19 protein-coding genes are annotated in these 21243 nt (G+C 38.5%); 12 read left to right on the forward strand and 7 right to left on the reverse strand.

Translation table 11 applies throughout. The features are described 5' to 3' along the window. Positions 1-53: 53 nt before the first annotated feature. Genes EFY79_RS07530 through pheT form a run of 3 tightly spaced genes read right to left on the reverse strand, consistent with a single transcriptional unit; the run spans position 54 to position 3087 of the window. Positions 54-344 carry a cell division protein ZapA gene (locus tag EFY79_RS07530; protein ID WP_123120085.1) on the reverse strand — a complete coding sequence of 97 codons (291 nt, stop codon included), beginning with the start codon at positions 342-344 and terminating at the stop codon, positions 54-56. 3 nt (positions 345-347) lie between these two features. Beyond that, positions 348-638 (reverse strand): hypothetical protein, encoded by a 291-nt coding sequence (locus tag EFY79_RS07535; RefSeq protein WP_123120086.1) that lies wholly within the window; start codon positions 636-638, stop codon positions 348-350. Beyond that, on the reverse strand, positions 631-3087 hold the full coding sequence (pheT, locus tag EFY79_RS07540) for a phenylalanine--tRNA ligase subunit beta (RefSeq protein WP_123120087.1): 2457 nt from the start codon (positions 3085-3087) through the stop codon (positions 631-633). The genes EFY79_RS07535 and pheT overlap by 8 nt, the downstream gene beginning before the upstream one ends. Before the next feature lie 605 nt (positions 3088-3692). Here pheT and dnaB point away from each other — a divergent pair. Both dnaB and EFY79_RS07550 read left to right on the forward strand, forming a co-directional pair. Next, positions 3693-5249, forward strand: coding sequence for a replicative DNA helicase (gene dnaB / locus EFY79_RS07545; protein ID WP_123120088.1), 1557 nt, complete (start codon positions 3693-3695; stop codon positions 5247-5249). Further along, entirely contained in the window at positions 5230-5979 is a 750-nt protein-coding gene (locus tag EFY79_RS07550) for an RsmE family RNA methyltransferase (RefSeq protein ID WP_233577959.1), read from the forward strand. Before dnaB ends, EFY79_RS07550 begins: the two co-directional genes overlap by 20 nt. A gap of 49 nt (positions 5980-6028) precedes the next feature. On the opposite strand, the gene EFY79_RS07555 is transcribed toward EFY79_RS07550, so the two are convergent. Then, a complete protein-coding gene (locus EFY79_RS07555) occupies positions 6029-6727 on the reverse strand; it encodes a response regulator transcription factor (RefSeq protein WP_123120089.1) in 699 nt (232 codons plus the stop codon). 156 nt (positions 6728-6883) lie between these two features. Here EFY79_RS07555 and EFY79_RS07560 point away from each other — a divergent pair, with 156 nt between their 5' ends. Continuing rightward, a complete protein-coding gene (locus EFY79_RS07560) occupies positions 6884-8428 on the forward strand; it encodes a helicase HerA-like domain-containing protein (RefSeq protein ID WP_123120090.1) in 1545 nt (514 codons plus the stop codon). Between the two features lie 235 nt (positions 8429-8663). Here the strand turns inward: EFY79_RS07560 and EFY79_RS07565 are convergent, their stop codons facing one another. After that, positions 8664-10598 carry a RecQ family ATP-dependent DNA helicase gene (locus EFY79_RS07565; RefSeq protein ID WP_233577950.1) on the reverse strand — a complete coding sequence of 645 codons (1935 nt, stop codon included), beginning with the start codon at positions 10596-10598 and terminating at the stop codon, positions 8664-8666. A 112-nt stretch (positions 10599-10710) separates the two neighbouring features. Between EFY79_RS07565 and tsaE the strand changes: the two genes are divergently transcribed. After that, positions 10711-11139, forward strand: a complete 429-nt coding sequence (gene tsaE, locus EFY79_RS07570) for a tRNA (adenosine(37)-N6)-threonylcarbamoyltransferase complex ATPase subunit type 1 TsaE (RefSeq protein WP_123120092.1) — start codon at positions 10711-10713, stop codon at positions 11137-11139. 37 nt (positions 11140-11176) lie between these two features. Beyond that, positions 11177-12391 (forward strand): alanine dehydrogenase, encoded by a 1215-nt coding sequence (locus EFY79_RS07575; RefSeq protein WP_123120093.1) that lies wholly within the window; start codon positions 11177-11179, stop codon positions 12389-12391. 57 nt (positions 12392-12448) lie between these two features. On the opposite strand, the gene EFY79_RS07580 is transcribed toward EFY79_RS07575, so the two are convergent. Further along, a complete protein-coding gene (locus tag EFY79_RS07580) occupies positions 12449-13579 on the reverse strand; it encodes a formimidoylglutamase (RefSeq protein ID WP_233577951.1) in 1131 nt (376 codons plus the stop codon). 114 nt (positions 13580-13693) lie between these two features. On the opposite strand from EFY79_RS07580, the gene pheS reads away from it, so the two are divergent. Genes pheS through EFY79_RS07600 form a run of 4 tightly spaced genes read left to right on the forward strand, consistent with a single transcriptional unit; the run spans position 13694 to position 17822 of the window. Beyond that, a complete protein-coding gene (gene pheS / locus EFY79_RS07585) occupies positions 13694-14725 on the forward strand; it encodes a phenylalanine--tRNA ligase subunit alpha (protein ID WP_123120094.1) in 1032 nt (343 codons plus the stop codon). Positions 14726-14780: 55 nt separating this feature from the next. Further along, positions 14781-15632 carry a 3-hydroxyacyl-CoA dehydrogenase family protein gene (locus EFY79_RS07590; RefSeq protein ID WP_123120095.1) on the forward strand — a complete coding sequence of 284 codons (852 nt, stop codon included), beginning with the start codon at positions 14781-14783 and terminating at the stop codon, positions 15630-15632. A gap of 39 nt (positions 15633-15671) precedes the next feature. After that, a complete protein-coding gene (locus tag EFY79_RS07595) occupies positions 15672-16688 on the forward strand; it encodes an NAD-dependent epimerase/dehydratase family protein (RefSeq protein WP_123120096.1) in 1017 nt (338 codons plus the stop codon). A gap of 6 nt (positions 16689-16694) precedes the next feature. Then, positions 16695-17822, forward strand: coding sequence for a carboxypeptidase-like regulatory domain-containing protein (locus EFY79_RS07600; RefSeq protein ID WP_123120097.1), 1128 nt, complete (start codon positions 16695-16697; stop codon positions 17820-17822). 46 nt (positions 17823-17868) lie between these two features. Here EFY79_RS07600 and lpxD read toward each other — a convergent pair whose 3' ends face one another. Beyond that, positions 17869-18840 carry a UDP-3-O-(3-hydroxymyristoyl)glucosamine N-acyltransferase gene (gene lpxD / locus EFY79_RS07605; protein ID WP_123120098.1) on the reverse strand — a complete coding sequence of 324 codons (972 nt, stop codon included), beginning with the start codon at positions 18838-18840 and terminating at the stop codon, positions 17869-17871. Between the two features lie 365 nt (positions 18841-19205). Between lpxD and EFY79_RS07610 the strand changes: the two genes are divergently transcribed. Genes EFY79_RS07610 through EFY79_RS07620 form a run of 3 tightly spaced genes read left to right on the forward strand, consistent with a single transcriptional unit; the run spans position 19206 to position 21200 of the window. Further along, entirely contained in the window at positions 19206-19811 is a 606-nt protein-coding gene (locus EFY79_RS07610) for a pseudouridine synthase (RefSeq protein ID WP_123120099.1), read from the forward strand. Continuing rightward, positions 19805-20680, forward strand: a complete 876-nt coding sequence (locus EFY79_RS07615; RefSeq protein WP_123120100.1) for a YicC/YloC family endoribonuclease — start codon at positions 19805-19807, stop codon at positions 20678-20680. The genes EFY79_RS07610 and EFY79_RS07615 overlap by 7 nt, the downstream gene beginning before the upstream one ends. A 52-nt stretch (positions 20681-20732) precedes the next feature. Beyond that, complete coding sequence (locus tag EFY79_RS07620; protein WP_158605176.1) at positions 20733-21200, forward strand: gliding motility lipoprotein GldH; 468 nt, start codon at positions 20733-20735, stop codon at positions 21198-21200. The last annotated feature ends 43 nt before the right edge of the window (positions 21201-21243 follow it).

Below are 21243 nucleotides of genomic sequence, written 5' to 3' on the forward strand. Positions count from 1 at the left end.
GTACGATGCTCCCAAAATAAAATCTGATGTTATTTGTTGCTTTACTGCCGGGTTTATTGCAAAGCTTCATCTAATTGCTTTTCCATTTTCAAAAGTGACGACGCGAGTTCATCATTTAAAATTTGGGAATTATCTTCTTTTGCCTGGGTAGCATACCATATCAAAACCATGGAAATATAATCCTGCATATCTTTTCCTGCAAACTGGGTTTTGAATTCAAGAATTTTTTCGTTGATGGTTTTCAAAACTTTTCTCACCGTTTCTTCATCGGCGGGTAAAATTTTTATGCGATAGTTTCTATCGGCAATAACAATATTGAGTGGAATGAGCTGCTGGCCTGCCATGGATTATTTATTTAATACGCCGATACATTTATCCAGCGACCTGATGTAGCGGTTAATTGTTTTTTCAAAATCAGTTTTTTCGTTTCCCTCCAGTTGTCCCGCGGACGTTTTTAAAATCGCCACCTGCATTTCCAGTTGCTGGTTTCTTTCATGAAGGCTTTTGATTTTACTGGTAATATCCACATTTTCTTTGCGGAATTGCTCGATTTCTTTATTGAGGAGCGCGTGCTTTTTTAAGAGCAATTGCAATTTAGCCTGAAGGTTGATTATATGATTTTCAATATTGTCAGCCATTGCTTCTTATTACAGCATCAAATTTAGTCTTCAAAGCAGTAATGATTTTGCTCATCATTTTTTCTACTTCTTCATCTGTCATCGTTTTTTCTGTATCCAAAAAAGTAAAGCTGATTGCTAACGATTTTTTGTTAGGCCCCAGTTTTTCATTTTCGAAAACGTCAAACAGGCGAATGCTTTGCATCTTTTTAATATGCAAAGACTTTACCAGTTCTTCAATTTCGCCGAAAGGAATATTTTTATTAACAAGTAAAGAAAGGTCTCTTTCCACGTGCGGGTACTTCGAAATTGGTTCAAAAGTGATTTCTTTTTTGCTGCTCAAGTCGAGTAGATTGTCCCAGTCAATATCAATATAATACACGGGTTGTTTTATAGAAAACTTTTCCAGCCGGGATTTCTTAACTATTCCCATAGTAAGAAGACTTTTTCCTTTTGAGGTCGCCGTTAGGCTTTCTTCCAAATCTTCATTTTCTTCTTTTTGCTCAAACTTATAATTGCTGATGCCAGCCAATAAAAGAATCTTTTCACTTACGCCTTTTGCAAAATAAATTCCTGATGGCCGCGACGGGCTGTTCCAGGTTTTTATTGCCACATTGCCTGTGATGTAAATAGCTAATTTTTGAGATTCTGAATAAGAATTATTGCTTCGCAAATAAGTTTTACCAAATTCAAAAAATAAAAGATCGTTGTTCTTTCTGTTCAGATTATAAGCAATACATTCAAGCCCGGTAGGCAACATCGAAGGTCGCATCACATTTAAATCTTCACTCAGACTGTTGATAATGGAAACCGAAGTATCCAGCGTTTCTTTAGAAAAATATTTACTGTTGGTGATGGAGTTAGTAAAAATTTCAAAAAAGCCATTGCCTACCAGCCAACCTGCAATTTTTGATTTCTGCGCTGCGGCTACCACGCCGGTATCCGTTGAAGGTGTGATGTTGATGGAAGAAGGAATTTCTATATTATCCAAACCATCAATTCTCATAATTTCTTCTATTATATCTGCAGGAAGGGAAATGTCGGGATTGCTGTAAGGCACTTCCACCTGGAGACTGTCTATTCCTTCTCTTACAATTACATAATTTAAAGAAGTAAGAATATCCTTTATCGTATCCGGGTGATATTTTTTACCACTGATTTTTTTGAGATAAAAATTTGATAAAGTCACTTCCTTTTTAGGCCTCGTGACGGGGTATACATCAATTATGTCGGATGAAATAGTGCCGCCGGCAATTTCTTTAATCATCATTGCCGCCCGTTTCAGCACTTCAACCGTGTTGCCTATATTAATTCCTTTTTCAAAACGAACCGCAGCTTCCGTTCTGAGGTTATGCGCCAGCATGCTTTTCCTGACGGATGAGGCATTAAATACAGCACTTTCTAAAAAAATATCCGTAGTTGATTCTGTTACTCCGGAGTGCAAGCCACCAAAAACTCCGGCAATGCACATGGGCGTGTCTGCTCCATCGCAAATCATTATATCTTCTGCCCGCAGCTTTCTTTCTTTTTCATCCAGCGTTATAAATGGAGTGCCTTCTGCAAGGGTTTCCACTTTAATTTTAGTGCCCTTTATTTTATCCAAATCAAAAGCGTGGAGCGGCTGGCCGGTTTCATGCAAAATAAAATTCGTAATATCCACGATATTGTTGACCGGGCGCAGGCCAATGGCTTTCAGTTTATTTTGAAGCCAATCAGGCGATTTGGCCACTTTAATTCCTGAAATGCTGACGCCTGCATAACGTTCGCATTCTTTCGCATCTTTAATTTCCACCTCAAGCTGCCTTGAACGGTTGTCTGGCTTAAAATGATTTTTGAAAGGAGATATAACTTTTGCCGGCCTTTTTAAATGATGCGAGAGATAGGCACAAACATCTTTTGCCACTCCTAAATGACTCATGGCATCCATACGGTTAGGAGTAAGCCCTATTTCAAAAATCCAATCAGCATATAATTTAAAATAATCATTTAATGGAGTACCGGGCAAAGTGTTTTCCGCTAAAATCATTATGCCTTCATGGCTGGTGCCCAGGCCAATTTCATCTTCAGCACACAACATTCCGTTACTTTCCACTCCGCGGATTTTCGCATTTTTTATGGAAAATGGCTCACCCTTCAAAGGATAAAGGGTAGCGCCTACCGGCGCCAGTATTACATTTTGGCCTGCCTTTACATTGGGCGCTCCACAAACAATTTGCAAAATTTCACCTTTGCCATTATCAACCGTGGTAATTTTTAATTTATCTGCGTTGGGATGCGGTTCGCAGGCGATTACCCTGGCTGTAAACAAACCCTCTAACCCGTTTTTCACCTGCTCATATCTTGCCAGGCTCTCTACTTCAAGGCCAACTGAAGTTAAAATCTCTGATATTTTTTGGGGATCGCCGGTTATTTTCAAAGTGAACTCATCAATTGGCAGGTATTCAACCAGCCAGTTATAACTAATCTTCATGTATCTGTTTAAATATGTTCAAAAATAAGAAAGAAGTAGCTAACATTTTTTTACCACTTTCGCAGCAGATGAACAAATAAGGTCATTTTATATTTTGATTATGATAATATGGATTTTTTTGAACTCATGAGTTTTTTTTCGGCTGAAAAAAAATCCTGTAAACTTCCGCGTAGAAATCGTTTTTAAACATCTGTTGAAACCAGGATTTTTTTCTGGCATTTATTTTCACCGAAAGTTTTGACAGCCTTCACTTTCAGGAAATCGGAGGATTTTTTGGTAAAAAATTTTAATTTTTATCATAATAAATGGCTACTTATTTTAGCCGGAATTTATTCCTAAAAACTAATCTTTTTTTCTACACACCAGGATGTGCACAAAAATTGAAAAAATTGGGAAACTTTTTTTAATTGGGGAAAAACGCAATATACCTGTTGATAAGTGACTACTTTTGAGTGATTATCTTGTGGAAATGGCCTGTATAAATATAAGGCCTTAACTATTTCTTAATTTAGATTTTGTTCCGTTACCTTAGCTCCCCGCTTATGAAAACACCGAAAAATTACATAAGGATTTAAATTAATGGCTCTGTTTGAGAAAATTAAAAAATGAATTTACCAGATATAAATAAAGATAGAAAACGGCGGAAAAATGGGCCTCTTGAGCTGGGAACGATGGCTTTTGGCAAAGTGCCTCCGCAGGCAAAAGAACTGGAAGAGGCTGTGCTAGGAGCCATCATGTTAGAAAAAAATGCATTTGATATTATAGTTGAAATTTTATCTCCTGAATGCTTTTATGTGGAAGCGCACCAAAGAATTTTCAGGGCCATGCAGGGCTTGCAACAAAAAAATTCTCCCATCGATCTCTTAACCGTTGTAGAAGAATTAAAATTCCGCGAAGAGCTGGATTTGGTGGGCGGCCCTTTTTATGTTACCAGGCTTACCAATTCCGTTTTTTCTTCTGCCAATATAGAAATTCACGCCCGCATCATACTTCAGAAATTCATCCAGCGCGAATTGATTAAGATAAGCAGCGAAATAATCGGCGATGCCTATGAAGACAGCACCGATGTTTTTGATTTGCTTGATATGGCAGAGTCAAAGCTTTTTGACATCACCAACAAGCATTTGAAAAGAGATTATGCCAGCATTGATACGGTGTTGGTAAAAACCATTCAGCGCATAGAAGATTTAAGAACCCGGCAGGATGAAATTACCGGCGTTCCTACAGGATTTAACAGCATCGATAAAGTAACGTATGGCTGGCAGCAAAGTGATTTGATAGTGTTGGCAGCGCGGCCTTCTGTGGGTAAAACTGCCTTTGCGCTTAATCTTGCCCGCAATGCGGCTTTGCATCCTACCAAGCCCACGCCCGTTGGCTTTTTTTCACTGGAAATGAGCGCCAGCCAGTTGGTACAAAGAATCCTTAGTGCAGAAAGCGGCATCATGCTGGAAAAGATTGCAAGGGGAAGATTAGAGCAGCATGAAATGGAGGAATTGTATAAAAAAGGAATCAACCGCCTTTCTTCTGCGCCCATTCATATCGATGATACAGCGGCCTTGAATATTTTTGAGCTGCGCGCCAAGTGCAGAAGGCTGAAAAATAAACACAATGTGGGGTTGATTATTATAGATTATCTGCAGCTAATGAGCGGTACGGGCGAAAACCGCAATGCCAACCGCGAACAGGAAATCAGCCGTATTTCAAGGGATTTAAAGGGATTGGCAAAAGAATTACAAGTGCCCATCATTGCGCTAAGCCAGTTGAGCCGCGAAGTGGAAAAAAGGAAAGAAGGCAGTAAAATTCCTCAATTGAGCGACCTGAGGGAATCCGGAGCGATTGAGCAGGATGCAGACATGGTTATCTTTCTTTACCGACCCGAATACCACGACATTCATGCAAACGAGATGGGCGAATCTACCAAAGGAGAAACGCAGGTGCGGATAGCAAAACACAGAAACGGCCAGTTGGAAACGATTACGCTGAAGGCGCTTTTGCATATTCAAAAATTTGTAGAAAATGATGACGATGATTTCGGCCACAGGCTTCCTCCCGGAAACTTCAGGCCTGTAAAAGATATTGATGGACAAGGTGGCGCAAAGCTTTACTTCGAAGCCGGCAGCAAAATGAATGAGGCAGAATTTGATGAAGACGCTCCATTTTAATTTATTAACCATACAAAGCGGTGAAGAAAAATTAATGGCTTCTCCTTATTTTTTTGAAAAAGATATTCCGGAGGCAGATGAATTTGAATTGAGCGAAAGCTCTTCCAGGCACATCAGCCAGGTGTTGAGAATGAAAGAAGGAGCGGGTATTATACTTACTAACGGTAAAGGCTACACGCTAAATGCGGTTATCGCCACTCCTGACAAAAAACACACCCGGATAAAAATAATTTCCAAAGAATTTAATGAAATTCCGCGGCCGGAAACATGCATTGCTATTTCATTGATAAAAAATAATAACCGTTTTGAATGGTTTGCGGAAAAAGCCACTGAATTGGGTATTTCCCGTATTGTTCCTTTAGTTTGCCATCGTACTGAAAAATCTCATTTTAAAAAGGAAAGGATTACGTCAATTTTAATTAGTGCGATGCTTCAAAGCCAGCAGTCGTGGCTTCCTGAGTTGAGTGAGGTTACCTCATTCGATGAAATAATTAAAAATGCAAATTTTGAACAGAAGTTTATAGCTCATTGCTTGCCCGGGCAAAAAAATCTTTTAAAAAATGTGGTATTGTCAAATGCTTCAAAAATAGTCCTGATTGGACCTGAAGGAGATTTTACTCCGGAAGAAATAGCAACCGCCCTTCAAAATAATTTTTTGCCGGTTAGCCTTGGTGAAACCCGGCTCAGAACAGAAACTGCCGGCATAGTGTCGGCAGTTATGATAAAATAAAAATCTTATATATTTCTTCGTTTACTGAATCATTCGATAGTAATCGGAACTATTCCTGAACTACCAGCCTGAAGCCGTTTCCATGAATATTTACGATTTCAATATTTGGGTCGCCTTTTAAATATTTTCGCAGCTTGGCGATATACACGTCCATGCTACGGCCATTGAAATACGTATCGCTGCCCCAGATTCTTTTTAAAGCAGTTTCCCTGGGCAGTAAATCGTTCTTATATTCCGCAAGCATCTTTAAAAGCTCGTTTTCCTTGGGAGATAAGGTTTGTACATCTTTCCCGATGCCCAACTGACGCAGGCGTGGATTGAAATGATATTTACCTAAATCATATTCTGCATTTGCTTCTTCACGGTGCAACTCTTCATTACGTTTAAGGATAGCTTTTATTTTATGAAGTAAAACATCGCTGTCGAAAGGCTTGGTGATATAATCATCGGCACCCAGTTTGTAACCTTTTATAATATCATCTTTCATAGTTTTTGCCGAAAGGAAAAACAGGGGCATATCCGGATCTACATTCCTGATTTCTTCTGCCACCGTAAATCCATCCATATTGGGCATCATCACATCCAACAGGCACAAATCGAATTTTTCGCGCTGAAAGGCAGCCAGGCCAAGCCTTCCGTCTCTTTCAAGCACAACGTCATAATCATTAAGTTCCAGAAAGTTTTTCAGCACCATTCCAAGGTTAGGATCGTCTTCACAGATAAGAATTTTAGGTTTATTATTTTCCATAACTTTTTGGGTTTATTTAATTTAAAGGTATTTAGTTTTTATGAAATATCTTTTACATATTTAATGCCATAAATATTCAGGCTAATGTATTTACTTAAAAGTTAAAACAATCTTACTTTTTCAAATTGACTTTGTAACTTTCAAAAAAAATAAAAGATGGACAAAAAGGCGGACTTTTTACAGGCGATAAAAAATGGATACACTTTTAAGGGCGAGACAATTAAAATAGGAGCTGGCATACTTGATGGTGAAGTGATCCCCGAAGCTGAGGTATTTATTCCTTTATCTACTATGAACCGCCATGGATTAGTAGCGGGCGCCACGGGCGGTGGAAAAACGAAATCTTTTCAAATGATAGCTGAAGGATTAAGCGATGCTTCCGTTCCCTGCCTGCTCATGGATATCAAAGGCGACCTAAGCGGCATAGCGGCTGCCGGAACTGCCAACGATAAAATAAATTCCCGTTACCAAAAACTGCAGATGGAATACAAACCCACTACTTTCCCGGTGGACCTTCTTTCCTTAAGTTCTCAAAAAGGAGTAAAGCTTAGAGCAACCGTTTCAGAATTTGGGCCCATTTTAATGAGTAAAATTTTAGGATTGAATGATACGCAGGGTGGCGTGGTAGCAATGATCTTTAAATATTGCGATGATCAAAAACTACCACTTGTAGATCTGAAGGATTTTATTAAAGTATTACAATACGTGGGCAACGAAGGCAAAAGTGAATTACAAAAATCGTATGGAAATATTTCAACAACTTCCACCGGCACCATATTAAGAAAAGTGATTGAATTGCAGCAGCAGGGCGCCGATTTATTTTTTGGTGAAAAGAGCTTTGAAGTGGAAGATTTTATGCGAATGGATGATCAGGGTCGTGGAATGATAAGCGTTTTAAGAGTCACAGATATCCAGGATAAACCCAAACTGTTTTCCACTTTTATGTTGCAGATGTTGGCAGAGTTGTATTCTGTTTGCCCCGAGGAAGGCGATCTTGATAAGCCTAAGCTGATAATTTTTATTGACGAAGCCCATTTGATTTTTGAAGAAGCCAGCAAGGCGCTTCTCGATCAAATAAATACCGTCATAAAACTCATAAGATCCAAAGGAATCGGGATTTATTTCTGCACTCAAAATCCGATGGACGTGCCCGCGAGTGTTTTAGGCCAACTGGGTTTAAAAATCCAACATTCTCTAAGGGCATTTACCGCCAACGATCGCCAGGTGATAAAGCAAACAGCGCAGAATTATCCCGAAACTACTTTTTATCAAACGGCAGATCTCATTACTCAATTGGGTATTGGTGAAGCGCTGGTTACCTTATTAAATGAAAAAGGAATTCCTACACCGCTGGTACATACGATGATGTGTACGCCCAGAAGTCGCATGGACGTACTTACTGAGTCTGAAATTGATTCGATTGTAAATAAATCCAAACTGGCTGCAAAGTATAACCAGGTTATCGATTCTGATAGCGCTTATGAAATGCTGACAGCGAAATTGCAGGAAGCTGCTGCTAATCCTCCGGTGACATCCACAACCAAAAATGCTAAGCCTGAAGAAAGTACCCTGGAAAAGGTGGTAAACAACACCGTAGTAAAAAGTATGATGCGCACTGCCGGTACTACAATTGTGAGAAGTTTGCTGGGTTCGCTGGGCCTTGGCGGAAGGAGCAGGAAGTCATCTTCCGGATGGTTTTAATTCATATTAGAGATTTTTAGCGGTCTAAAACCGTTCGCTCAATAAAATCCACCGTTCAGTAAATAAAGCCGCTGCTTGTAAGTATAAGCGGTTTATTTTATGCTATTCAGCCTCAAATTGTAGTTACAGATAAAAGATTTCCTACTATATTTGTCTCGGTTTTTCATAGGATATTGGATTTTAAAGCGGGACTAGATTTCTATCTGGGTCCCCTTTTTTTTAAAAGGCCTTTCAGTTATTTCCCAGCTAATTTTATTGATCCTTCCTGGTCCACTGTTACGGCTTCTTCTTCCCGCAGAAACTTTAATACAGTTCTGATTTTGTCTCTTTTTACACTGGTGAGAATATTGAAAATTTCCTGCAGCGTTACTGCCTTCTCCTTCATTGTATTCTTAATTTCAGAAGAAATTGCGTTGAATTCTTCTTGAGAAAGTGCGCTGTTATTTTCACGGAGACAATTATCGCAGATGCCGCATGGCCGCAAATATTCACCGTTAAAATAATGACCGATAGCCGCACTCCGGCATTCGTCACTTAATTTACAAAAGCGAATCATTGCCTGTAATCTTTTTTCATAAGCTTCTTTTCGCTGGCGGACATTTTTTTGATTTATAAATAATTCATCGGTTCTTACACGATTTTTCAAAAAATAAATCTGTGGTTTTTCTTTTTGGGGAGTGTATTTAATTATTCCGAAAGCGGCTAAACCATTAAGATTTTGCAATAATAATTTTTTATTCATTCCGGCAAGACCTGACAACTCTTTTTCATTGATAAAAGCCGGGAAATCAAAAATACCATCATAAGAGCGCAATAAACTTTTTACAATTTCTGCGTATTCGGGTTGTGCTGACTCAAAGTCATTCAACTGATCTTTCGTTACACAAAATTCAACAGTTGAAGGCATAAAAAATTGTTCACTATACGTAATTAACTCTTCCTGCTCCAGAATTTTCAACACATTGTTTACGGTGATAGCATTCAGTTTGAAATTTTTTGAAAAAGTGTTAATATCAAATTCGTAATACATTCCTTCGCCACTATTGGCGGGGATTTGTAAAAAGCTACATAAATCCCTGTATATATTCTTAATCACTTCATTAGCCGGGAAACGGGTTTCAACCTGCTGTTTCAATGCCAGTAATTCGTTCCCGCTATAAAGCAAAACTGCATAGGCTTTTTTGCCATCGCGTCCGGCTCTGCCCGCTTCCTGGTAATAATTTTCAAGAGCATCCGGAACATCAAAGTGAATCACCACTCTCACGTCTGGCTTATCTATTCCCATTCCAAAAGCATTGGTACATGAAATAATCCGCATTTTTCCATTTATCCAATCTTCCTGCTTGCTATTCCTTTCTTCAGCGGTGAGGCCTGCATGGTAAAAGCCCGAGTTTATTCCATTCAAATTTAAGAGGTCAGAAATTTGTTTGGTATGTTTTCTTGTCCGGCAATAAACAATTCCGCTGCCGGACACTTTGTTTAAAATGTGTAGCAATTTATTTTCTTTTGAATAAAGCTCAAAAGCACTGTAAGAAAGATTAGGCCTTTCGAATGATTGCTGAAAAATCTTAAAGGATTTTTTAAATTGAAGCTTTTCACAAATGTCGCTTTGGACATCACGGGTGGCAGATGCAGTCAGCGCTAAAAATGGAACATCTTTAAAATTTTCACGAATAGCTGCAATCCGTAAATAAGGAGGCCTGAAATCGTAGCCCCATTGAGAGATGCAGTGAGCCTCATCTACTGCTATAAGACTTACCTTAATTAAGGGAAGGTATTCAAGGAATAATTCCGTTTCTAATCTTTCAGGCGACACATATAAAAATTTGAAATTACCATAGGCTGCATTTTTCAGCGTTTTTTCTACTTCATGAAACTTCATTCCTGAGTAGATCGAAAGTGCGGAAATTCCTTTTTGCTTCAGATGGAATACCTGGTCTTTCATTAAGGCTATTAGCGGACTTATTACGATGCACACACCTTCCTGCAACATGGAAGGAACCTGGAAGCAAACAGATTTTCCGCCACCTGTAGGCAGCATAGCAAGCGTATCATTGCCTTGCAAAACGGAATGTATAATTTCTGCCTGCAACGGTCTGAATGAATCATAACCCCAGTATTTTTGTAAGACTTGCGAAGGCGTCAGCATCAGATTTGTATGAAAATCCAAGATAGCACTTGTTAACCTTCATCCAAAATAAAATGGCACGATTGCAAAAGCAAAATTTTTCATTCTGAATTGCAATTTTATTTTAAGGGTAGTTATGCCTTAAATTTACAAAATGATAGAATTGGAGATTTATTTCGATTATAGTGAAATAGATAAAGCGGCCAAAAAATTTTTAGAGGCCATAGATTCCAGGAAAATATTTGCTTTTTCAGGCGATCTTGGAGCCGGCAAAACCACGTTTATTACTGCGCTTTGCAAAGCATTGGGTGTTTATGAAACCATTACCAGTCCCACGTATTCAATAATACAAGAATATAAAACAGGGGAAAATCAAACCATTTTTCATATTGACTTATACCGCATTAAAAGCAAGCAGGAAGCTATTGATGCAGGGGTGGAAGATTGCTTATTGAGTAATGAGCTGTGCATGGTGGAATGGCCTGAAAGAGCGCCGGAGATTTTTCCTGTCTCTGCTGTCTTTTCGCAAATGATTATCCTGTCGGATACGAAAAGAAAATTGATTATACAATTACCGGCTTAAAAATTTAAATTTATATCCCCAAAAAAGTAAATATTTAATGGCAACTTCAAAACCTTTCGTTTCATCTTCCTTTACTTATGAAACCCTGGAAGAAACCCTTGACATTAAACCTAAAGGCGCAGATTTATTTATCGGTATTCCCAAGGAATCTTCTTTTCAGGAAAACCGAATTGCGCTCACTCCCGAGGCGGTAGCCGTGCTGGTGGCAAACGGGCATAGGGTAATAATGGAAAGCAAAGCGGGAGACGGCGCCAGTTATTCTGATACTGATTACAGTGAAGCCGGCGCTAAAATCAGCAAAGACAAAAAAGAGATATTCGATTGCGATATTCTTGTAAAGAGCGCACCGGTTTGCGAAACAGAAATTGATTTTGTGAAGCCAAATCAATTTATCATTTCGCCAATCCATGTTACGGCTATGAAGCGTGATATTCTGGAACAAATGATGGAGAAAAGGATCACTGCATTAAGTTTTGAAAATCTCAAAGATGACAGTGGCCACAATCCCATCGTTAGAAGCATGAGCGAAATTGCCGGCAGTGCGGTGATGTTAATTGCCGGACAGTATTTAAGCAATGCGAATAACGGAAAAGGCGTACTTGTTGGCGGAATTTCAGGAATACCACCCACGAAAGTAATTATTATAGGAGCGGGCATTGTAGGAGAGCAAGCCGCGCGAACTGCGCTGGCCATGGGCGCCAGTATAAAAATTTTTGACAACAGTATTTACCGGTTAAAGCGTTTGCAAAACAATATTGGAATGCGGTTGTTCACTTCAGTTATTGAGCCAAAAATATTGTCGAAGCAGTTAAAAACGTGTGACGTGGCGGTGGGCGCTTTGGCCGCTTCAGGGGGAAGAACACCCATGGTGGTCACAGAGGAAATGGTAAGCAGGATGCGGCCCGGAAGCGTGATAGTTGATGTAAGCATTGACCATGGCGGGTGCTTTGAAACTTCAGAAATCACATCCCATACAAGTCCAGTTTTTAAAAAATTTGATGTAATTCATTATTGTGTGCCAAATATTCCAAGCGGATTTGCAAGAACTGCTTCGCAGGCGATCAGCAACGTGCTGATGCCATTAATGCTTGAAATGGCCGATGACGGCGGATTTGAAAATCTTGTGTGGCATAAATTAAATATCAGGAGTGGTATTTATTTATTCAAGGGCTCGCTCACTAATTTTCATCTCAGCCAAAGGTTCGATCTGAAATTTACAGATCTTAATTTGCTTATCGCAAGCCGGCGGTAAAGCCTGAAATAAAAATCTTCTTTATTTATTGCTTTACTCATTTGGGTAAAATAAAAATCATATGTCCCTTTCCTGAGCTCTTAACCATCTTTCAGGGATTTGGTTGCTGCTGGCGACAAGGTAATCTTTATAACTGCAGGCTATCATTTTTTTATCCGGCATCTGCATCCACCAGCGCCCTGTTTTTTTGCTTTGAAGAAAAACAGTATCCACTTCTGCAAAGGCTGTATGGTATTCAGTAAAATTCTGGCGGTCGTGCAATCCTGATTCATGGCGCCTTTTATGTCTTCCATCGATAAAATACCAAATCATTTGCGCTATTTGCAATGCGGTGAGCTCTTCGCGATCTTTGGAAGCATCAAAACCATATAATCCCATTGTAGAAACAGAAGGACTCATGCCTGCATAACGGGCAAGCGTACACGCTTCTTCGCCCGACAAGCCATTAGGGCTGCAATTGTTTGCAGGCGCATCGCTGTTTTTTATGGCGTCAATGTCAAAACTGATTAAGGATGAATTGCGCAATACGGGCTCCATCTCTGCGAGCGCTTCTTTTACTTTTCCTACCCTGAAACAATCAAACCGGAGCTTATCCATTGTTTCAAGCATACCCGGATGAACAAAATAACTCTGAAAAGCAATATGATTATAATGCCTCACCATGTTGGGTTCGCCGGTAAGCATTTCCATCAAAAAATTTTCACTCCGCAAGGGTGATTCGCTTTTCAAATCAATCTTCGCGTCCACAATTGTGGTTTCAATAATCCTGTTTAATTCTTTGTAGGCATTATATTGGGCAATTGTATTATCATGTGAGCCTCCGATAATGACAACGGTTTTATTAAGCTGGAGTAATTCTTTCAATACAATGGTGGCGGCGGCAAAGCTATCATTTAAGGAGGCGCCACTTTTTATATTGCCGATGTCTGCAATAGAAATTTCTTTATGCCAGTAGTATAATTCATAAAGCTTTTTCCGGATGGCATCCGCCGAACTCCGGCTAACATTTTTTCCTTCACCCCTGAATTCATCCATGCCTACAATTATAATTTCCACCTCTGAAATGTCAGGCATTTCTTCTTCAAATATTTTTATTGCGTTTCCCAGTTGTTGTTCGCCGTAATTTGTATCACCATTGATGGCAGCAGTTTGCAGGGGAATTAAGTATTCGGTTAAATCGTAAGTCAATCTAATTTTTTTTTTGACAAACCTAAACAATAAATACAGAATAGGTAACTGCGAATAATTTCTTTTCTGAAATTCAGAAAATGGAGCTGACGTTGTTTCACTTATTTTTGCAAAATGGAAAATCTGCTAACGCAAATCAAAAATTTACAGGAAGAAATTGCTAATTTCTCGTCAGAACAAAAGGATCCGGCCGAAATATTCAGGATAAGATTTATTGGCTCAAATGGCTCGGTAAAATCTTTGATGAGCGAAATGAGAAATGTGCCACCTGATCAAAAAAAGGAAATGGGAAAAGCGCTGAATGAATTGAAAATTTTTGCAGAAGGCAGATATGAAGCGCTAAAAAAAATTCCGGTTGACGAAAAGGATGCAAACGAAAAATTCATTGATTTATCCTTGCCCGGAGATTCGCTTCCTCTTGGAAGCCGCCACCCCATAAGTATTGTCAGAAATAAAATAATTTCCATTTTTCAACGCCTTGGCTTTGCCGTTGCTGAAGGGCCGGAAATTGAGGATGACTGGCATAATTTTACAGCGCTTAATTTGCCTGAAAACCACCCGGCGCGCGACATGCAGGATACGTTTTACGTGTCTCAAAATCCCGCGTGGATGTTGCGCACCCACACCAGCAGCGTGCAGGTTCGTGAAATGGAAAAGGGAATATTACCTATCAGGATTATTTGCCCGGGAAGAGTGTACAGAAACGAAACCATCAGCGCGAGAGCTCATTGCTTTTTTCACCAGGTAGAAGGATTATACATCGCGGAAAATGTATCGTTTGCTGATCTGAAACAAACACTCTATTTTTTTGTTCAGGAAATGTTTGGCAAAGAAATCAAAATTCGATTCCGACCATCATATTTTCCATTTACTGAACCAAGCGCCGAGATGGACATCTCATGCCTCATTTGTGGTGGCACGGGGTGTAATGTTTGCAAGCACACCGGATGGGTTGAAATATTAGGCTGTGGAATGGTACATCCCAACGTGTTGGAAAATTGCAACATCGATCCTAACAAATATTCGGGTTTTGCTTTTGGAATGGGAATCGAAAGAATTACCATGCTCAAATACCAGATTAAAGATCTTAGAATTTTTAGTGAAAATGATTTACGATTCCTGAAGCAATTTGAAAACGTAGTGTGAAATATTTATAAGATTAGGTCGCAACGTGTTGTTTATTTTAATTGAATAATCCATCATGACAATACCTATCGCTGTTTGCGGGGCAGGAACTATGGGAAGCGGAATTGCGCAGGTGGCTGCCCAAACTAATTTTGAAACCGTGCTTTTTGATGTGGATGAAACAATGCTTGAAAAAGCGAAGGTGGATATTGCAAAAAATCTACAGTACCTGGTTGAAAAAGGGAAGATGGATTTACAAGAAAAGCATGAAATTCTACACCGGATAAAATTTACTTCTGACATTAGCGACTGTACCGCTTTTGTAATTATAGAAGCTATCGTGGAAAAAGAAAAAGCCAAAATTTCTTTATTTACTGATCTTTCCAAATACAATAACGAAGAGGTAATTTTTGCTTCAAACACTTCTTCACTTTCTATTTCCAAAATACAGCAGCAGGTTCCCTTTCCGCAAAGAGTTATCGGGATGCATTTTTTTAATCCGCCGTATATCATGAAACTTGTGGAAGTGGTGAAGGGTGCTGAAACGAATGACGAAGTGATTACAGCCATTATGGATATCTGTAGGCAAATGGGCAAGGTGCCTGTTTTGTGCAAAGATTCGCCCGGTTTTATTGTGAACCGCGTTGCGAGGCAGTATTATCTTGAGTCACTAAAAATAGCGGAAGAAGAAATCGCATCATTTGAAAATATTGATAAAATTTTAGAAGCTTCCGGTTTCAAAATGGGACCGTTCAGATTAATGGACTTAATCGGGCTTGATATAAATCTTGCCACAACAGAATCAATATACCATGCATTCAATGAAACGTCACGCTTTATTCCATCGGCGATTCAAAAAGAAAAAGTAAAACAAAGTCTTTTGGGCAAAAAAACGGGCAGGGGATTTTATAATTATAAACAGGAATAAATAATTTACATTGCCTAAATAATTTTTAGATACCATAAAATGGCGGTCGAAAAACTCTCTGAAAAAAAAACAGGCGAAAAGCAAATTCTTGTCACGGGAGGTTCCGGGCTGGTAGGAAACGAATTGATAACTCAACTGCTAAATGCGGATGAAAGAGTGACCGCCCTTCAGCATACTTCTTCCATTAATATTTCACATCCTAATCTTTCAATAGTTCAATGTGATATCCTGGATGTTTCGTTGCTTGAAGAAATCATGCAGGATATTACGCATGTGTATCATGCCGCAGCACTTGTTTCCTATTCTCCGAAAGATAAAAAGCAACTCTTACAAATTAATGTTGAAGGAACAGCAAATGTTGTAAATGCCTGCATTAACAATCAGGTTCAAAAATTAGTGCATGTAAGTTCGGTAGCCGCGCTGGGAAGAATAAGAAATGGAGAAATGGTAACTGAAAAAATGAACTGGACTGAAGAAACTAGCAATAGCATTTATGGAAAATCAAAATATTATGGCGAGATGGAAGTGTGGCGCGGCGCGGCTGAAGGGCTGCAGGTGGTTATTGTAAATCCAAGCTTAATATTTGGCGGCACTGATTGGGAAAGCGGTTCTTCAGCCATCTTTAAAAAAGCCTACGAAGAATTTCCGTGGTATACAAATGGCGTAACGGGTATAGTAGATGTGAGAGATGTAGCGCGTGCTATGATAGCTTTGATGAACAGCGATATCACGTCTGAACGGTTTATATTGAATGGCGAAAATTTATCGTACAAAGAAATATTTACAACAATCGCAAATTGCTTTGATAAAAAACCTCCGTCGAAAAAAGTAACTCCATTTTTAGCAGAAATTGTTTGGCGAATGGAAGCAATAAAAAGCCGGATTACTAATAAGAAAAGTTTGCTTACAAAAGAAACTGCACGCACTGCGCAGGCGAAGGTTTATTTCGACAATCAGAAGATTTTGAAAGCCCTTCCTCAATTTCATTTCACCAATAGTAAAGACACAATTGAATTTACCTGCAGTCGTTTAATTGAGAAGTACCAGCTTAAATAAAAAATTATGATGAATTCTTATTTACAGGTTATTGTAGTGGCGGCGTTTATTTTTATTCTTTCTTTTTTTGTTCTTCCTAAAAGATTATTTGCGCAATCTGCCTATTATCTGGTAAAAGGAAAAGTGATAGATAAAAATACTTTAATGCCGTTGGCCGGCGCATCAGTATTTGCACAAAACACTACTATTGGCGAGGCTACCGATTCATCCGGCAATTTTAAGATATGGCTGCCGCAGGGCGGTTATTCGCTGGTAACAACTTTTACTGGTTATGAAACGCAATCCATACGCGTAAATGGATCGTCTGAAAATGATAGCTTGCTTTTTGAATTAAATCCGGAAGAAAAATCTTTGGAAACGGTAACTATTTCAATAAGCAATGAGGTGGAAGATGGCTGGCAGCAGTACGGCACATTTTTCACCAATAATTTTATCGGCCAAACAGCGTTTTCAAAATTGTGCTTTATCAAAAATCCGGAAGTGCTTCATTTTTATTTTTATAAAAAAAGAAATGCATTAAAAGTAACGGCTAAGGAACCATTGATTGTTGACAATTATGCATTGGGATATTCGATAAAGTTTGCGATAGATTCTTTTACTACTAATTATAATTCACAAACTAATTTATTCATCGGCTACCCCTTATTTATGGAAATGAAGGGAACGCCGGGACAGCAGCAAATGTGGAAAGCGAACCGTGAGAAAGCTTACAAAGGTTCTATGCTTCATTTTATGCGAAGCCTTTATTCACAAACCTTAGAAGACAATGGATTTGAAATTCAGTTTATCGTAAATAATAATGGTGAAGATTATCCGGTAAAACCCGGCGATGTATATGGAGCAATGAATTATAAAAAAGATGACAGTACGAACACCGTAGAATTTTATCCAAATCAAAACCGTGTTGCATTAATTTATAATGGTTATCCTGAAAAAGCGTATACAGAAATAGATACTACTGCAAATAAAAATTTTCAATTGTCCACTTTAATTTTTCCCGGAGGTGAAAAATTTTTCATCGATGAGAACGGTTATTTTTATGACCAGGAAGATTTGATAACCAACGGCTATCTGGGTTTCAGAAAGATAGGAGATATGCTTCCCTACAATTATCAATTGAAAGAAGAGGAATAGTGAAGCAACAAATCTTTATGATTTTTATTTTGCCTGTTTAAAAAATTTAAGTTTGAGAAGATGTTTTTCTTTCGCCGATTGATTTTATTTTTTCCCAAATTTCGGGAAGCCTTTTTATCATTACGAGCTCTTTTCTTTTATTGTAAAATTCCTGGATGGGCGTTCCCCAATACGTTTTGTTGGGTCCAATACTGGAGGTTACGCCGCTCTGGCCCATCACCACTGCATTATCGCCAATAGAAATGGTTTTGTTCACGCCTACCTGTCCCCAAAGTGTAACACCATCGCCTAATACAGTGCCGCCGGCAATGCCAACCTGTGCGGCAATCAGGCAATTTTTTCCGATAACTACGTCATGGCCGATATGAATAAGATTGTCCATTTTAGTGCCGCTGCCAATCTGTGTTGAATCGCTTACACCACGGTCAATTGTACAGTTGGCGCCTATTTCAACATTATTTCCTATTTCAACCATACCGCAGCTTTTCATTTTTTTAAACCAATGTTCACGGTTCTTTTTTGTATTGAAATAAAATGCATCGCTGCCTATCACCGTTCCTGAATGTATCTCTGCGTAATTGCCGATAATACAATCATCATAGATAGTAACGTTTGGATGAATGATGCAGCCATCACCAAGCACTACATTATTGCCTAAAAAAACATTTGGCATGATTGTGCAGCCTTTGCCAACTTTAACGCTGTCGCTAATCATTTTTTCTGATGGCACAAACGGACGAAAATGATCCACAATTTTGAGATAAGCTTCGAACGGATCCTCAACTACAAACAATGTTTTTCCTTCAGGAACCGGCACATCAGTGTTTATGATAATGCAGGTAGCAGCGCTGTTCAGGCAGGTATCATAATATTTGGGATGATCAACAAAAACGATATCGCCGTTTTTTACTTTATGAAGTTCGTTGATGCCGGATGCGGATGAATTTTTATTGCCTGTAATTTTTGCATCTATAAAATCAGCAATCCAGGAAACAGAAACAGGAGAAGGAAATTGCATACATGAAAATTAAGCTTCAAAGGTAAACATTGAAAGGCCGACTCCACAATTTTGATTGAGATGAAATCTAAAAATGGTTCACAATAAATGAAGCAATATTTTAAAATCAATGCGATCATTTTTTGAATCGTTCAGGTTTTATTTTTATGATTATCCACACATTGATTTAAAATGTTGATAAAAAAATTTCAAATATTTTTTCGTAAAGCAAAATTTATTTTTAATATTGTGTAAGGAAATTTATTTCCTGTACTTACTAACCCATCAATATAACAAAGCCCGCTGATTTTCTTGCCGGGCTTTTTTATTTTTTGCGAGCGGACAATAAAAAATCATGAAATTTTGTTTTAAAAATTTTCTTTCATTTGAATAACTATTTTATCCTTCACAAACCATTTAATGTGCTTTCGCAATTCACTTCAGCTGATGGGAAAAAGACGCTGAAGGATGTATTTAATATTCCGCCGGATGCGTGGCCTGTAGGCCGTTTGGATTACGACAGTGAAGGTTTGCTAATCGTTACTGATGATAAAAAACTAAATCGATTTTTATTGGATCCGGTGCATGCTCATGAGAGGGAATATTGGGTGCAGGTGGAAGGCAATATTAATGATGAACAAATTGAACGATTACAAAAAGGTGTTGCGATAACTGTAAATGGGAAAAGGTATCAGACAAAAAAATGTGTTGTAAAAAAATTTTCACATCTACCACAAGTAAGTGTTAGAAATCCTCCGATACGTTTCAGAAAAAATGTTTCTGATGGCTGGATAAAAATAATTTTAACAGAAGGTAAAAACCGGCAGGTAAGAAAGATGACTGCTGCAGTTGGATGCCCAACTTTACGATTAATCAGGTATAGGATTGAAGGAATAAATTTGGAAAAGCTGGAACCCGGCGAAATGAAAAAAATCGCTAAACAGGAATTGTATAACTTGCTTAAAATAAAAAAAGATAATTTAAGATGGTAAGATCAATGACAGGCTTTGGAAGAGCAGAACAGGCGGTAGATGATAAAACATATCTGGTGGAAATAAAATCGCTGAATGGAAAACAGTTTGAGGTGAATCTGAAAATTCCCCCACTGATAAAGCCTTATGAATTTGACATAAGGTCATTAATCCAGGAAAGCTTACTTCGCGGCACTATAGAATGCCTGATTGTGGTAAAACAAAATGGAACCAGTAAGCCCGTTGTTCTTAACACAGATCTAATTAAATCTTATTACAGGCAGATTGAGTCTCTTGCGTCTGAGCTCTCAATTGATACTAACAGCGTGCTGGCATCACTGCTCAGATTGCCTGAGGTAGTAAACCCGAGTAATGAAGTGCTCAACGAAACTGAATGGAAGAATTTGAGGCAGGTGATTGAAAATGCATTGGCACAATTAAATGCGCATCGTATAGAAGAAGGGAAAGCTCTTGACCGCGAATTGCGTTTACGCATACAAAATATTCAAAGCCAGGAAGCTGAAATTCTTAAGCTCGAACCGGAAAGAAGAAAGAAAATGAAAAGTGAGCTTGTTCAGCTTCTTGAAGAAAATGTGGGCAAAGACAATTATGACGCAAACAGGCTGGAGCAGGAATTAATCTACTATATTGAAAAAATCGACATCAGGGAAGAGCAGGTAAGATTAAAAAACCACTGTGAATATTTTTTGCTGCTGCTCGACTCAAACGAAATAGCCAAGGGTAAAAAGCTTGCATTTCTTGTTCAGGAAATCGGAAGGGAAATTAATACAACCGGCTCCAAAGCTTATGATTCTGAAATTCAAAGATGTGTGGTGCTGATGAAAGATGAACTGGAAAAAATGAAAGAACAAACTTTTAATATCCTTTAGGAACCGATTTATAGCAACAATGAAAACTTTTTATTTTTGTAAAAATGCCGGTTTGAAAAAATTCTTCGCGATATCAATGCTTTCTGTATTTTTTGCATCCTGTATAAAAATTGATCTTTTTGAAAAGCAGGCAACTATCCCTTTGCAACAGTGGTTTTATTCAAATGTGCCGCAGTTTACTTTTCATATTGACGACACTACTTCTTTATATAATGTTTATGTAATTATACGGCATACTGACCGGTATGAATACAATAATATTTGGCTTAGAATCGGCTTAAAAACTCCATCCGATTCTTTTAATTATCAAAATGTAAATCTCACGCTGGCAACAGATGCCAAAGGCTGGGAAGGAACCGGGATGGACGATATTTATGAAGTGAGAAAAAACATTTCATCTGCTCCATTTTCATTTAAGAAGCCGGGCGATTATACGTTTTCAATTGCACAAATTATGAGGGAAAATCCTTTGAAAAATATTTTGAGCGTGGGATTGAGAATTGAAATTGTCAACCGGTAATTGCGCAAGCCAGGCAAGTAACCTGTCTATTCCCGTTTTGTAA

The organism is Hanamia caeni, assembly GCF_003721595.1.
GTDB lineage: Bacteria > Bacteroidota > Bacteroidia > Chitinophagales > Chitinophagaceae > Ginsengibacter > Ginsengibacter caeni.